Below are 15,113 nucleotides of genomic sequence, written 5' to 3'. Positions count from 1 at the left end.
CAGGTAATTAAAATTTATTGTTCTAAAGAGCCATAGTAGTACCAATAGTTCTTCGTTTTGCCGGTAGCATCTGTCCATTGGGCCTTACCATGCATTTGTCCATATTCAAAGTTAACAACGAAAATCAACTTACCTTTATTATCGTAGTATTTATTTGCACCTGTTTTTTCGTCGTTTTTGAAAGTTGCTTCATAATATTTGCTTCCGTCAGGGTTGAATTGATTGAAGACACCCATTTTATATCCTTTATCATAATCAACTTCTTCTGCCAGTTTTCCGTTGCTGTAATATAGCTTTTGCATTCCCTGAAAAACATTTTTATCAAAATTCCAGTCAAGCGCTTTGGCGCCATTTCCATAAGTTGTCTGGATATGCGCAGCGCCGTTTTTAACATCCTGCATCGGTGTAAGCTTTCCGTCATTGCCTTCATAAGAATAGCCAATTAACGCGCCCAAGTCGTAATACAGCACAGCCGCCACTTTTCCGCCATCGCCATAAATAGTGTATTTGCCTTGCATGTCGTCATTATGAAATTCAATAGTAGATCTCAGATTTCCTCCGTTAAAGTTACTGTCCACACCTTCCTGATTGCCTTTTTCATAATGGTAAATGCTTTCAGGTTTGCCATCATAAGTATAAATAGTCCAGGTTTTATCTTTCTCGCCGTCCGTATAGCTGCCTTTCATCCTGAGTTTGCCTGCAATACCATAAGTTTCAAATTCACCTTCATTTTTACCATTTACATAAACCCCTTTTTCCAGTAAGTCTTTATTGCCACCGTGAATGGTATAGGCGCCATTTAACTTTCCATATTTTACATCACATTCCAGGCCGGGCGTACCGTTAAAATGAAGCAACCTGTATTTACCGATTCCTTTATCAAAGTTGCTCTGCTGAACTATTTTACCTGTGGTATCGTATTGAGTCAGGCCGGTCATCAATCCATTATCATATTGAACGATATAATCTAATTTACCGGTTACTTCGTAATTCTTCTCAGGCCCGTTCAATGCTCCTTCCAGCAAATAAAAATCGCGGGACAAAGTACCATTGCTGAAATAATTATGCCACGTTCCCTGGCTTTGATCGTTTTTCATCCAGCCTTCGGTCATTAAACCTCCATAATCGCTAAAATATTTGTAGTAGCCATCCAGAGTATCGCCTTTGTATTGACGCGAAACTTTTGTGTTTCCATTCTGATAGTAAAATGTGGATGTTCCATCTTTCATGTCATTCTTAAAGTTTGTTACCTCCATCATTCCTCCAAAAGGGAAAAAGTAAGAAGCTTTTCCTTCTACTTTATTCTTTTCGTCAATCGGAACTTTACGGATAAGCACGCCATATTCATTATATATATTCACATACAGATTATCGCTGCCGCCCGAAATTACGGAACCATCAGGTTTAGTAAATTTCGTACTTATGATCCTGTCATTCTTGTAAACAACGGTTCCATAAGGTTTACCCGCTCTGTTATAATAAGTTGCTTCACCATCGGCTTTACCTTTATTGTAGCTTTTTTTGTAGTAAAGGCTACCGTCATAACGATATTCAGTATGTGTGCCCTGCGCATATCCATCTATATAATTTGCTTCAATCGCCAATTGGCCGTTATCGAAATAAGAAAGATAAGGGCCTGTTAATTTATCATCGGCATAAGCCATCTTTTCATCAATCCTGCCATTTTCAAAATAGGAAACATAAGGGCCATCAAGCTTTTCATTCCGATAACTCAATTCTTTTTGTTTGGCGCCATTTTCAAAATAGATTACCATCTTTCCGTCTTCCAGTTTATCGTTCAGATAAGTTGATTTTTTGCGTACAGTACCGGACGGATAATAGAAAGTGTATTCATACTCATCTTTGCCTTTTCTTATTGCAAGGCTTTCCAATATGCCGCCATCCGAATATTCCCTGGTTTCGGTATCTTCTCCTTCGCTATCAAATTTCACCTTTCTGGCGATGATACCATTGGAACTCCATGAAGTGGCTTCGTTTATGATTTTACCATCTTTGTATTCTTCCGATAATCTTAAATTCCCGGATACGTAATAATATTTCCACGGACCGTCCTTTTTCCCGTTTGCACCATAATTTCCCTCTGCTACAAGAGATTGGTCCTGATAAAATTGCACTAAGCCGGGGGCGAATTTCTGTTCTTCCTTATTGGAGAAAACACCTGCTGCCATTGTATTATCCTCGGAATAATAATGATATTTTTCCGGAGCTTTCTTTCTTGCTTCATAATCCAGTATCCTTGTAGAAGCTATGTTATTTAAATAAGGGTAAACGACATTCTTAACTTCATCAATCCTTGATTTGCCTTTACGGGAAGCAGCAACTTTATCAACTACTTTTATACCATAATCCGAAAACAGGTGCAAAGCAAATGGTTCGAACTGGCCATTTTTATATATCTGACTATAAAGCGGCACATAAAATTGCATGGCAAAATTTTTGTCATTGCTGTCATATTGCAACTTTTCCATCATTACTTGCAACTGACGGAAAATATTATCGTCCAAGTCAGATTGCAATTCGTATCCTTTATCCAAAGCAAGTTTAGCATGGATGATTTCATCAATTTCATCAAAAGCAGGATCGCGGTTATCCATACTTCTGTTATTATAATATTCAGCTATCTCATCGGTTTGTGTAGATATTTCACTTAAAAAAGAAATAGGATTTCTTGCTTGTTCTATCTCGGTTGTGCACAATAAAGAAGTACTCAAAGCCAGCATAGATTCTGTAAGCCGTCCTTCTGTCAGGTACAAGCTTCCTAACAGGAAATTGGAACGAAAGTGTAATGGATTGATAAGAAGCGACTGTTCCAGGAACTTTTCAGCAGCTTTATAATCTTTAGCCCTGTATTTTATTATTGCACGTTCAAAATACGGCCTGTTATCATGCGGGTAAAGCACAGCAATGCTATCATACATTTTAATGGCCGCATCACTTTTACCCATGTAATCCAACGATGCACCGATATTCAGCAGCAATTGCCTTTTATCTTTACTATGCAAAGCGATTGCCTTTTGTGCAATGTCAATCGCTTTGGAAAAATTACTGTCGGAAATATTGCTGAGGGAGCTTTCATATAAAGCTGTCAGATAATTAGTATCGCCTTCAGGAATCTGTTCGTAATAGGAAAGCGCCAGCTTGTATTTACCGTCATCGTGTGCCTTAATGCCTTTATCAATTAATTCGGCACCGTTAACGTAAGGAATTTGTTGTTCTTTCTGGGCGTGAGTTGCCGTAAATGAAATTAGGAAACAGGATAGGAATAGGGTTGCAAATCTGCTAAGATGCATCATAAAATAGTTTTGTAATAGAGGAATTATGCAGCAATATACAAAACTATGTTAAACGAGCTTAAATTTCTATGCCTTGTTTTTGATTATGCAAAAAAGTATCATTTGATTAGAAAATTAATATAACTTTCGGTAATGCGGATTAATTTTCAAAAAGTCGAAATAAATGTTTGACAGCGCCCTTTATTTGAGGTGAATATATCTCCTCGATACTTATTTGCCAATCAAATAAAATAACAAAAAGGTAGATGTTAGTCAACATCTACCTTTTATTGAAAAATCACTTATTGCTTATTTGCTTTTATTGATTTTAATAACTTTTTGATTGTTGCCGTCATTATAATTCAAAAGATAAAGACCTGCAGGATATTTACTCATATCAAAAGTAACAGTTTCAGAAGCTGTGCTTAGTATTTTAGTTTCCAGTATTTTTCCGGTAACATCAATAACAGAGATTCTTGCATTGGTAATAGTCACTTCTTTTATCCTTACTGACAATTCATTAATTACAGGGTTAGGATAAACATTGATTTCAAAGTTATTTTCTTTTACAAGAGCGCTAACCACTTTAGAAACAACACGTGTACCATCATTGTTTAACAGGATAAGGCGGTAGTAATTGATTCCTGCATAAGGCTGCTTGTCGTTATAATTGTAATGACCCGGTGTGCCGGATGCAGGTAGCGTAGCTATTTTTTCGAATGTAGTACCATTGTTGCTCCTTTCTATTTCAAACAAATCTCCTTTATCTTCAGTAACAGAGTTCCATTCAACCTGGTTGCTGTTACCTTTATTAGTAGCAGAAACATTACCCAATGTAATCATCAATGCTGACGGCGTAGCTCTTAACTGAACATTGTCAACACGATTATTACCGCTGGCCGTTGTTGCACCACTTAAAGTATATCTTAGGTATGCATTTGCCGCATTGTTCAATCCTGTTATTGTTGCAAGAGTCTTAAGACTATAAGAGGTAGCTTGTGTAGCTGTATTATCTGGAAGAGCAGTCCACACAGTACCATCGGTACTATAAGCCCATGTACCGCTAGAATAGCCTGTGGCGGTTCCACGCGTTACAAAGGTCACATTTAAGTCTGTGTATCCTGACATACTGAATTTAAATACTAAACTTTTCCCATTGTTAGCGGTCCCAACCAAGCTCAAGCTCGCACCCGCACCAGGAGAGGTAGGGAAACCGGAAGTATTTCCATTGTCCCCGCCGAAATTCGTAAGAGCTGTCCAAGCACTTGAACCTTGTGTTCCATCCAGATATATGGTGCCGGTACCGTAATCTGAAGGAACAACTGTTTCGCCGTTATAATTGTTAAAGTGCCAACCTGCCAGTAGTGTTCCGGTTTGTGCCCTGCTGCTGCTGCTAAAACAAAACAGCATTGCAAATAATCCAAGATAGCCTGCAAGCTTGCGAATAGAGAATAGATAATTTTTCATAAAACTTAATTTAAAAATGAGAAAGAAAAGTTTGGTTATAAAATGCAACGCAAAATTAAAGGGCACATCAACCAAGACATATAAGCCGATGGTTATGTATCAGCTATGAATATTTATTCAAACCTGTTATTCAACATTTTGTAATTGAAGAATTTAAATCCATAACGCAACGATAATGCTTCCTTAATCTTATAAGTTAATAGCTGAGTTCCATAAACAGAAAGCGCCCCGATAATCGACAGCTTATTGTCAATTATCAGGGCGGAATAGTTATAAAGTAGTTACTCTATGCTTTAGTAGAGTAACTGACATGCCTCGAATTAAATCAAGCAAACAGTTAATTATCTGCCCGCTTTCCTTTTGAATTTATAAATAATATTGAATGTTGTAAACAGTGGGCGTGTTGTTTTCGCGGTATATAAAGCTAACACCATTGCATTTACCCGACAGATACAATAATCCTGGCAGGAATTTAGAATGAAAGCCAATAAAGTGTAACATTAATCGCTTATCTCAAATATTTCCCGATAACCGGCATTCCTTTTAATTCTGCTTTTTCAACTTTCATTATTAGCAATAGAAATAAGCCCATCAATACGGAAGCGCTTACGAAGCGGATACTTAGTTGAGGCCAATGCGATAAACTATGTGTAAGTTTATCGACACCCACCTTCAGGAAGAATAGTACCAACATTACTACCAGATACGTCAATATTTTTTTCACAGGATATGGTATCGGATAATACTTCTGACCCACAAAATAACTGACCACTACCATTGTGGCATAACAAATACAGGTAGTCCATGCCGCAGCATACATGCCCCACTGAGGAATAAAACTATAATTGCCGACAAATGTAATTACAGCTCCCATTAAAGTGATATAAAGCCCTATTCTCATTCTATCGGTAAGTTTATACCAAACGGAAATATTGTAATACATACCCAGACAAATATTGGCAAATAATAAAACAGGAACAATACCGATACCACTTCGATAAGCCTTCCCGATTAAATAAGTCCAGATATCCAGATACAATGCTGTGAACAGAAAAGCAACGCAAAGCGTCACCACAAACCATTTCATTACTTTGGCATATATAAGCGGTGCATTCTTATCTTTTGCCTGATTAAAAAAGAAAGGTTCTGCTGCCATTTTAAAGGCCTGAATAAACAATGTTATAAAAATGGCCAATTTGTAATTAGCGGAATATATACCCACCAGCCGCTTTACATTAGGCTTTGGCAATGGTAAGAACTTTTCCAGCATTTGCCTGTCCATTACTTCATTGATCATTCCTGCAAGCCCTATAATAATCATAGGTGAACTGAATGCAAAAACCTGTTTCCAAAGTTTGGCATCCGGCTGAAAACGGAATTGCCTCCATTCCCCGAAAAGTACCAGGAACACAAATAAGTTCTGAAATAAATTGGCCAAAATTAAAAAGCCAACTGCAGAATTACCATGATACCAACCGGCAATAGCACTATGTTTATGTCCGGACACATACTTGGGAATAATCACCAAAAACAATATGGTGAAAAATATATTGATTAAAATCCCCGCAATTTTTACAAAGGCATATTTCTTAGGCCTGTTCTCCTGCCTTAATCTGGCAAAAGGTATTGCAGACAACGAATCGAGTCCGATTAATATCAGGCACCAGACAATGTATTCAGGATGCCCATTCAGATTCAGAAAATGATTGATAGGCATTCTGAAAAAAGAAAACAGCATAACTAATAAAATAGTGCTGACGAGTAAAGAACCAAAGGTTGTATTAAACAATCTTTCCCTGTCGATACCTTCTTTATTGGAAAACCTGAAATATCCCGTTTCAAATCCGTAGGTAAAAATGATGTTCAAAACAGCCATCCAGGCATATAGCAAACTCATATCGCCATAATCCTGAACGCCTTTCGGATCCTGTAATAAATAAGTAATAAGTGGGGTTAACAGGTAATTAAGCAGTCTTGCACCGATATTACTTCCGCCATACCAAAGTGTTTGTCCTGCTAATTGTTTGATTGCAGCCAATGTAGCATATTTTTATTGCGCAAAAATAAACTTTTAAACTATTATTCATTCAACATCGTTCTGTCGTTAACTACTCATAAAATAAAACACACAAATACTGCCTGAAACCAATATCTTTGATAGCATTGAAAATAAAACAAATTCATGGCAGCTATCCTATCCATCAATGCAATCAGTAAATCTTACGGCCCTATTCAGGCATTAAATGCCGTAAGTTTCGACGTGCCGCAGGGAAGCGTTTTCGGAATTTTAGGACCAAATGGCAGTGGTAAAACTACATTACTCGGTATTTTGCTTGATGTGCTGAAAGCAGATTCGGGACAATACCAATGGTTAGGCGGAACAGATAACGCAGAAGCGCGTAAGCAAATAGGCGCATTGTTGGAAACACCTAATTTTTATGCTTACCTGAATGCTGAAAAAAACCTGCGTATCAATGCATTGATAAAGGGAAAAAGTGAATCGGATATTGACCGGGTACTGGAAATTGTAAAATTAAGCTCACGCAAGACATCCAGGTTCAGCACCTATTCTTTAGGTATGAAACAAAGATTGGCAATTGCCAGTGCATTACTCGGCAGTCCCAAAATATTGGTACTTGACGAGCCTACCAACGGCCTCGATCCCGAAGGAATAGCAGAAGTGCGCAGTCTCATAAAAACATTAAATCAGAGCGGCATTACCATTATTATGGCCAGTCATTTGCTGGATGAAATTGAAAAAGTCTGTACGCATGTAACCATTTTGAAAAAAGGCAATCTGCTGATTACCGGTAATATTGAAGATGCGTTCGGGAACCAGAAATTGCTGGAAGTCAAATCTGATGATGCTGTGCAATTGAAAAATTTACTGAATACCATACCCGGAATTAAAAATATTAGTGAACAAGGCGATTTATTACTGCTCATTTTATCAAATGATATTTCCGCAAAAAACATCAACCAGATATGCTTTGAAAAGGGCCTTGTATTGTCTCATTTAAATTACAAAAAGAAAAGCCTCGAAAACCAGTTTATGGAACTTACACAGGGTTAAAAAGGAAAATGGATTTAATATTCAGACTTGATATGCTTAAATGCTTTCTGAATCAACACAATAAAAACAGAAGCATATTATTTTGCAGTAAAATTTGCTTTTTCAAATACTTTATCTATTTTTAAGCCTCGAAATTGATTATTATTTCAACAAAGGCTCTAAACCTCTTGTCAAAACAAAAACATACGTAACCTAATGAAGACTTTTTTACTTACAGCTATTGGCGCAATTGCCATTTTTTCGACCGTAACTTTTACCTCTTGCAAAGAAGATAAATGCAAAGCAACTGTATGTGCCTATGGTGGCGTATGTAACGAAGATGGTTCCTGCACTTGCCAAACAGGCTATGAAGGCGAACGTTGCGAAACAATTACCCGTGAGAAATTTAAAGGCGCATGGCGCGTAATCGAAGACGGTACTACAAGTGGTCCGGGCAATTATGCTACTTCTATTGAAGATGGTAACAATATCGATGAAGTTGTAATCCATAATTTCTATAACAAATTTGATCACATCTTAACTGCAAAGGTTAAAGGTGATACTATTTATATTGCTTCTCAACAACTTACAGTAAACGAAATTACCTACACTATTGAAGGTAAAGGATATGCTGTTCCTGAAGCTTATTATGATCTTCATGGTAAAATGATTCTTTCTTACAGTGTATCAACTTCAGAAGGCGACCTTGACCAGTTCGGTCAAGACGGAGCTTCTAATGTTTCTACCTGGACTAAATAATATTTCTAAAAAATCATTAAGTTTGTAGAGCCCTAAAATCAGGGCTCTATTTTTTTATTTGCCCTTACCTATATGAAGAAAAGATTTTTTGCCGATTTGTACATCAATAACCGATGGTATATTATGATGATTACCGGTATTTTTCTTTTCATCACAGCCTTCTTTATTTCGTTTATATGGTACGTTGCATTGGTTTATACGCTTGTCCTGACCTTGCTCACCTTAATAGATCTTTTTCTTTTATTCATTGGTCAGAGCCGAGTAATTGCCAACAGGTTCATCAATGAAAGACTAAATCTCGGAGCAGAAAATAACGTCCGCATCGAATTTAGAAACGGCTTTTCTTTCCCAGTTGAAATACAGATGATAGAAGAATTGCCGGTACAGTTTCAGGAAAGGAATTTCAGAAAGGTTATTAAAATTGCTCCGGGCAAAAAAGAAGTTTTCAATTATGAATTAATACCGCATACAAGAGGAGAATATACATTCGGAAATATCCTTTGTTATGTCCGCAGTCCGTTGAAATTTATACAACGCAGGTGTATCAGTGATGTAAGCCAGATTGTAAAAGTATATCCATCTACCAAATACCTGAGACAATTTCAATTATTAGCCTTGAGCGATAACAGCCAGTTTTCAGGTTCAAGGGTTGTCCGTAAATTAGGGCAAAGCCTGGAATTCGAGCAAATAAAAGAATACGTTACCGGCGACGATATCAGAACCATTAACTGGAAGGCTACTGCACGTAAAGGTAATCTGATGGTCAATCATTATGTAGACGCAAGGAGCCAGCAAATTTACTGCCTGATTGACAAAGGCCGTAATATGAAAATGCCGTTCGATGGTATGACTTTATTGGATTATGCCATCAATGCTTCACTGATATTTTTGAACATTGCCCTCCAAAAACAGGACAGAGCAGGACTTGTAACTTTTGCGGCAAAAATAAACGATATTATTCCGGCAGAAAGAAACCATACACAAATCAGTAAATTAAACGAAGCGCTCTACAGACAAACCACCGATTTCCTCGACAGCAGCTACGAAGATCTGACCATCAATTTATTCCGCAAACTTTCACAAAGAAGCTTTCTGCTACTGTTTACAAATTTCGAAACAATGGCTTCACTGGAAAGACAACTACCCTATTTAAAAAGGATGGCATCGCGTCATCTGCTTTGCGTAGTGTTCTTTCAAAATACTTTGTTGAAAGACATTCATGAAGCTCATCCCGACACGATGGAAGGTATTTATATCAAGACGATTGCAGACAGGTTTAATTTCGAGAAAAAACAGATCGTAAAGGAGTTAAGGAACAATGGTATTATCTCTATTCTTACTACGCCAAAGATGCTGACGGTGGATGTGGTAAATAAGTATCTGGAATTAAAAGCGAGACAAATGGTTTAGTGATGGAGGCATTCCAATTTGGGGATTTAGTTTCTGTTTTTCATTCATGATGATAAGGAGAGTTATTTAAAATACTGAAAGCCCTGTAAACCTGCTCTGCAACAATAAGGCGTACCAATTGATGCGGAAACACAAGATTAGATAAAGACCATGTTTGTTTTGCAGCCTGTTTGACTGCCTCCGTAACACCAAAAGCCCCTCCTATTAATATAACCAATGTCTTTACGCCCTGGTTCATACAACTTTGAAATTGCTGCGACCATTGTATGGAATTGAGCGCTTTGCCTCTTTCATCTAAAAGAACCAGATAATGACCGGGTTGCAGTTTTTTCAATATCAATTCTTCTTCCATTTGCTTGCTGCGGGCGATGTCTGTTGTCAGGTTTTTCTTTGGCAACTGCAGCACGACCAATGAAACCGGATTCCAGGGCTTTGTTTTTTGAAAGTAATATTGGAGCCCTTTTTCAATAAAATCATCATTTTGTTTTCCAAGCGACCATATTTCAATATTCATATTGCTGCAAATTTTCGGGAAATAAATTTGGCACGAAGATAAATATTTTCTTACCTTTGCCACCCAAACAAAATGGCTGCGTAGCTCAACTGAATAGAGCATCTCACTACGGATGAGAAGGTTTTAGGTTTGAATCCTAACGCGGTCACCAATAAAGCAATATAAAATTGCATACCTTCCTTAGAGGAATGGCTGCGTAGCTCAACTGAATAGAGCATCTCACTACGGATGAGAAGGTTTTAGGTTTGAATCCTAACGCGGTCACTTAGTAAAAGACTCACATTGTGGGTCTTTTTATTTTTAAATCTATTCTATCCGGTAGTAAAAAACAAAAAACCTTCGCAATTATTGCGAAGGTTTTTTGTTGCAGATTAGACGCCAATACTTTATTTCTTTACTTTAATTACTTTTTGTTCTTTTCCATTGGAATATCTGATGAAATAAACACCGGAAGCAAATTGCAAAGTATTTATGGTAATTATTCCCGGTTTTGTAACAGTTTCTTTGTAGCATGTTCTGCCTGAACCATCCAATAATAATATTTCAGTAGCAGCTGATACATCTCCGCTAACAGCGATATTTAATTTATCAGTTACAGGATTAGGGTAAGCTGAAATAGACAACTCTCTATTTTCACTGACATTAGCCGAAACTATATTGCTGTAAAAAACGCTTCCATCGCTATTCATAAACTTCAAGCGGTAATAATTAGTGCCGGAAACAGGACTTTGATCAATAAATCCATAAACTGAAGGCGCTGAACCCTTTGCATCCATGGTACTGATTTTATCAAAGTTTTTCCCGTTAATACTGCGTTCTATTTCGAATCTGTCACCGGATTCTTCAGTGGCTGTCTTCCATGATAAATTGTTTGTATTGCCGTGGTTGACAACACTAAATTCATTTAATCGAATAAATAATGGTGTACTAAGATTAGTAATAGTAACTCTATTCATTCCAATCATTGGTGAAGAACCACCGCCACCTCCTCTGTCTGAAGCAAATGCCAAAGTAAAGCTGGCTCCATTAGCTATATTCAATCCTGTCAGTACTATACCTAAACTGTCCGGACTACCGGCAGTTACTGTTGAATTATAAGCCCAATTTAAACCACTCACACTTCCTAATGATGAAGCAACTGCCCATGCCGGTGTTCTTGTACTCGACGTAATACTATACGCCACATAGGATAACCTAAGGCTTGTAATAACAGCGCCGGTGTTGTTTTGGTATGTGGCTGTCACCGTAAGGGGAGAAGCGGCGCTACTTGGCAGATATCCGAATCCACTGTTTGGTATTGCATACGAACCTCCGGTGCTTGTTGCAGATGTACCACGATACGTTGTAGCAGCTGATGGACCTCCCAAGACCCAACCACTTGGCATCGTGCCATTCCAGCCATTAAAATTTGTTACTTGAGGATTGCTGTTCGAAATACTTATTTGACCGAACCCCATAGTAATTGCTGCTACGGTTACTATTACTGTCAGGACGATACGCTTTGTCAGGTTTTGAAAGTAAAATTTCTTATTCATAATGCTCAATTTGAATGATTTAGATGAAACAAAATTCGCACCTGCATATAATGTCCATGTTAATCATATATGACTATTACAGCACCGGGGCATGAACGCATCGTTAAATGCGCCGGTCTCTAAGTTCCGTTCAGCACTCTCAAGGAATACAAACACAACACAGCCTCAGAAAATCTGAGGCTGTACGGACCCGGGTGGGACTTAACCTGTCTAAGTTTCGTTGAAATTGTGGCAGGAAGATATTTTCAGCAACTTCAAACTTTGAAATTATATTTTGCGGAGAATGTGTCAAAGTCCGGACATTTATTAGCCGATTTGCTTGAAATCAAAAGTTTCTTTAGGTTTGTTGCAGTTTAATGAATCTGGCTGCACAGTATTTAATTGTTCTTCCGTTTTATTTTATAGTTGAACCTAAGAACGTTCTGATGCCAGAGCGTTAATACCTGTTCTGCTGAAATGCAATCATGTTCCTGTCTTACAATCAATTTGTCGCGGAAAGAACGGATGAATTGGGACCAATAAATACCTTTCGAATCTTTTAACAAAAAGTAAAATCCGGCGTCTCCAAATTCTTTTCCTGATGAATCCAAAATCAGTTCGCCATTTGTTCCGACACCAGGTTTCATGAGAACAGTTGCATTGCCATTGGGTAAAGGGAAAACGGCTTTAATACATGTTTTCCCTGAAGGCAAAGTACTTATGCCATAAGCACCTGAATAAATGACCTGGCCACTTGATTGAATAGATCTGAACCAGAATGTGTATTTCACCTGATATGATTTAGGGTCTATTAACGTGATTATTTCGCTTTTCAGCAATTCGTCGTCTTTGATATTCTTCGTTGGGATGTTCAACTGGTTGATTCTATTACTAAACAATTTATTAAGCAGCACGCCGAAAATTTTGAAAAAAGGATCCCATTTTACGGAAAAATCCAAAGCATAATCGGCAGTATTTTCATAAAAATCAATGATATCCCTTGATAAATTTGAAAGTTCTACCTCTTGAAGGTTGAGCTTATTTATTGAGGAAATCAGCCCACGTGCTTTTGTTTCCTTATCGATAATTAAGCCCTCTTTTTCAGCTAATTGATGAATAAAATCTTCACCAATGACATCTAAGTTTCCAAATGGGCCCATTAACCAGGAAACTTCGTTGGGATCAATTTTTCTTCCTCGGAAAATCACCCATTGTTGTGTTATCCAATCCTGAATTTTTTGCGTTGGATAGGCCAAGTTCATTTCAATAGTTATTTAGAGTCAGGAATAAAGTTTGTTCGTCCGTTCCATTCTCCAAATTCTGAAATGGGTTTGAATCGTAATGTTGTGAACTCGAAATGAAAATCTTTCCTTTCTCTTTCTTTCATTGCATCCGCATGCCTTTCAGGTTGAGGAACGGCACTGTGCCCACGAACCATATCCGTCATCTCTTTTTGAGATTTCCAAATAGAGAAGGTGGAAATCGTACGGGGAAGCCTAATAGAAGCTAGCGATAATATTGTTCCGGGGTGATCACGAACTAATTTTTCGACAGGCCTGCCCCAACGAATGAATCTTGGAATTTCGGGTAACTTCATACGGGCAAGCGTTACTGCCACAACGGGAGCATCGGGCGCATCCGATTCAAGTAGCTCATCCGGGATCTCGAATTCACTGATTGCTCCCCACTGCCTCAAAAAGGTTAATCGTACATGCCATCCTTTTGCCACTATTTTACCTAAACTATTTTTATTCAAAAAGTGATCAATAGCTGCTTCGTTTTCCCACTGAGCAAATACAGCAACCTGCCTGACCAACATACGTGACGGGGAAAAAACAGCAGAGCCTAATGTCATTACTGTCGTACATTCTGCATGGATCAAACCGGGAGTGTTTATAGGTTTGAGAGATAATAAGATCGCTTTTAAGGCAGAGATATAAGATGTTTTTACTAAATGGTAAGTGAATATGCTCATGCTGAATTATTAATAACAAACTATTGCTGCGAGTTTCGGGTTCATATACAAATCGCTTAAATAGTTCTCACTTATTATATAGTTGTAAAGATAAAAGCTTTATTTGATGCAAGTTCTATATACCGAAACTTAAAAAAATGTATTACAGGCTTATAAATTGCAAATGAATGAAACCGGAATTTATATTTGAGGCATTAATAGTAAAACCTAAACTGAGCGCAACGTTTCTAATCAATGGTCACAATTAATATTAAGTGAGTTCTTTTGGGAAAGAATGAGTTGTTCTATTTGCGCATGACTATATTTCTTAAGCGCCTTTTCCCGGATCAGGGCTTCTCTTTTTGCAGGCAATATTTCAAGGTAAATATATTTCCAGGGCATTTTGTTGCTGGTATAGGAAGAAAGCCCGGAATTGTGCTGTGCAATCCTAGATTCGGGATCTTGCGTAAAGCCTTTGTAATAGGAATTATCAACCAGGCTTTGAATAATATAAACAAAGTATTCCATAAACAAAAAAAGCCGCTCGAATGAGCGACTTCTTGCGGACTGGATGGGACTCGAACCCGTCCCCAAGTCACTTGGGGACCGTGACAGGGCGGCATTCTAATCAATGGTCACAATTAATATTAAGTGAGTTCTTTTGGGAAAGAATGAGTTGTTCTATTTGCGCATGACTATATTTCTTAAGCGCCTTTTCCCGGATCAGGGCTTCTCTTTTTGTAGGCAATATTTCAAGGTAAATATATTTCCAGGGCATTTTGTTGCTGGTATAGGAAGAAAGCCCGGAATTGTGCTGTGCAATTCTGAATTCGGGATCTTGCGTAAAGCCTTTGTAATAGGAATTATCAACCAGGCTTTGAATAATATAAACAAAGTATTCCATAAACAAAAAAATCCGCTCTAGTAGCGAATTTCTGCGGATTGGACGGGACTCGAATCCGTCCCCAAGTCACTTGGGGACCGTGACAGGGCGGCATTATAATCAATGGTCACAATTAATATTAAGTGAGTTCTTTTGGGAAAGAATGAGTTGTTCTATTTGCGCATGACTATATTTCTTAAGCGCCTTTTCCCGGATCAGGGCTTCTCTTTTTGCAGGCAATATTTCAAGGTAAATATATTTTTCAGG

General features: G+C 37.9%; 12 protein-coding genes and 2 tRNA genes. 5 read left to right on the top strand and 9 right to left on the bottom strand.

All coding sequences use genetic code 11. The annotated features are described in order from the left end of the window. Positions 1-14 precede the first annotated feature (14 nt). The 3 genes from F0919_RS07600 to F0919_RS07590 all read right to left on the bottom strand — a co-directional run bounded on the left by F0919_RS07600 (position 15) and on the right by F0919_RS07590 (position 6,798). A complete protein-coding gene (locus F0919_RS07600; RefSeq protein WP_150032158.1) occupies positions 15-3,314 on the bottom strand; it encodes a toxin-antitoxin system YwqK family antitoxin in 3,300 nt (1,099 codons plus the stop codon). A gap of 288 nt (positions 3,315-3,602) precedes the next feature. Next, positions 3,603-4,760 (bottom strand): T9SS type A sorting domain-containing protein, encoded by a 1,158-nt coding sequence (locus F0919_RS07595; RefSeq protein WP_150032157.1) that lies wholly within the window; start codon positions 4,758-4,760, stop codon positions 3,603-3,605. 508 nt (positions 4,761-5,268) lie between these two features. Further along, the gene (locus F0919_RS07590; protein ID WP_150032156.1) at positions 5,269-6,798 is read right to left on the bottom strand and encodes an oligosaccharide flippase family protein; all 1,530 of its coding nucleotides are present in this window, start codon (positions 6,796-6,798) and stop codon (positions 5,269-5,271) included. A gap of 144 nt (positions 6,799-6,942) precedes the next feature. Here F0919_RS07590 and F0919_RS07585 point away from each other — a divergent pair, with 144 nt between their 5' ends. The 3 genes from F0919_RS07585 to F0919_RS07575 all read left to right on the top strand — a co-directional run bounded on the left by F0919_RS07585 (position 6,943) and on the right by F0919_RS07575 (position 9,981). After that, on the top strand, positions 6,943-7,833 hold the full coding sequence (locus F0919_RS07585; RefSeq protein WP_150032155.1) for an ABC transporter ATP-binding protein: 891 nt from the start codon (positions 6,943-6,945) through the stop codon (positions 7,831-7,833). Between the two features lie 195 nt (positions 7,834-8,028). Continuing rightward, complete coding sequence (locus F0919_RS07580) at positions 8,029-8,571, top strand: calcium-binding EGF-like domain-containing protein (RefSeq protein ID WP_150032154.1); 543 nt, start codon at positions 8,029-8,031, stop codon at positions 8,569-8,571. Between the two features lie 72 nt (positions 8,572-8,643). Further along, positions 8,644-9,981 (top strand): DUF58 domain-containing protein, encoded by a 1,338-nt coding sequence (locus F0919_RS07575; RefSeq protein ID WP_150032153.1) that lies wholly within the window; start codon positions 8,644-8,646, stop codon positions 9,979-9,981. A 40-nt stretch (positions 9,982-10,021) separates the two neighbouring features. Here the strand turns inward: F0919_RS07575 and F0919_RS07570 are convergent, their stop codons facing one another. Further along, positions 10,022-10,495, bottom strand: coding sequence for a 23S rRNA (pseudouridine(1915)-N(3))-methyltransferase RlmH (locus tag F0919_RS07570; protein ID WP_190277308.1), 474 nt, complete (start codon positions 10,493-10,495; stop codon positions 10,022-10,024). A 74-nt stretch (positions 10,496-10,569) separates the two neighbouring features. Here F0919_RS07570 and F0919_RS07565 point away from each other — a divergent pair. Together F0919_RS07565 and F0919_RS07560 are read left to right on the top strand one after the other, a co-directional pair. Continuing rightward, positions 10,570-10,646, top strand: a tRNA-Arg gene (locus tag F0919_RS07565). A 39-nt stretch (positions 10,647-10,685) separates the two neighbouring features. Further along, positions 10,686-10,759: transfer RNA gene (locus F0919_RS07560), tRNA-Arg, on the top strand. A gap of 122 nt (positions 10,760-10,881) precedes the next feature. Here F0919_RS07560 and F0919_RS07555 read toward each other — a convergent pair. From F0919_RS07555 to F0919_RS07535, 5 genes are all read right to left on the bottom strand, one after another. Further along, complete coding sequence (locus tag F0919_RS07555; protein ID WP_150032151.1) at positions 10,882-12,030, bottom strand: T9SS type A sorting domain-containing protein; 1,149 nt, start codon at positions 12,028-12,030, stop codon at positions 10,882-10,884. Positions 12,031-12,407: 377 nt separating this feature from the next. Beyond that, on the bottom strand, positions 12,408-13,271 hold the full coding sequence (locus F0919_RS07550; RefSeq protein ID WP_150032150.1) for a hypothetical protein: 864 nt from the start codon (positions 13,269-13,271) through the stop codon (positions 12,408-12,410). An 8-nt stretch (positions 13,272-13,279) separates the two neighbouring features. After that, complete coding sequence (locus F0919_RS07545) at positions 13,280-13,984, bottom strand: hypothetical protein (protein ID WP_150032149.1); 705 nt, start codon at positions 13,982-13,984, stop codon at positions 13,280-13,282. Positions 13,985-14,215: 231 nt separating this feature from the next. Continuing rightward, complete coding sequence (locus tag F0919_RS07540) at positions 14,216-14,491, bottom strand: GIY-YIG nuclease family protein (protein WP_150032148.1); 276 nt, start codon at positions 14,489-14,491, stop codon at positions 14,216-14,218. Between the two features lie 100 nt (positions 14,492-14,591). Then, the gene (locus tag F0919_RS07535) at positions 14,592-14,867 is read right to left on the bottom strand and encodes a GIY-YIG nuclease family protein (RefSeq protein ID WP_150032147.1); all 276 of its coding nucleotides are present in this window, start codon (positions 14,865-14,867) and stop codon (positions 14,592-14,594) included. Positions 14,868-15,113: the final 246 nt, after the last annotated feature.

Origin of the sequence: Taibaiella lutea (assembly GCF_008629695.1) — a bacterium.
Taxonomy (GTDB): domain Bacteria; phylum Bacteroidota; class Bacteroidia; order Chitinophagales; family Chitinophagaceae; genus Taibaiella; species Taibaiella lutea.
The sequence above is the reverse complement of the archived record's forward strand: the minus strand, read 5'-3'. Positions and strand labels throughout refer to the sequence as shown.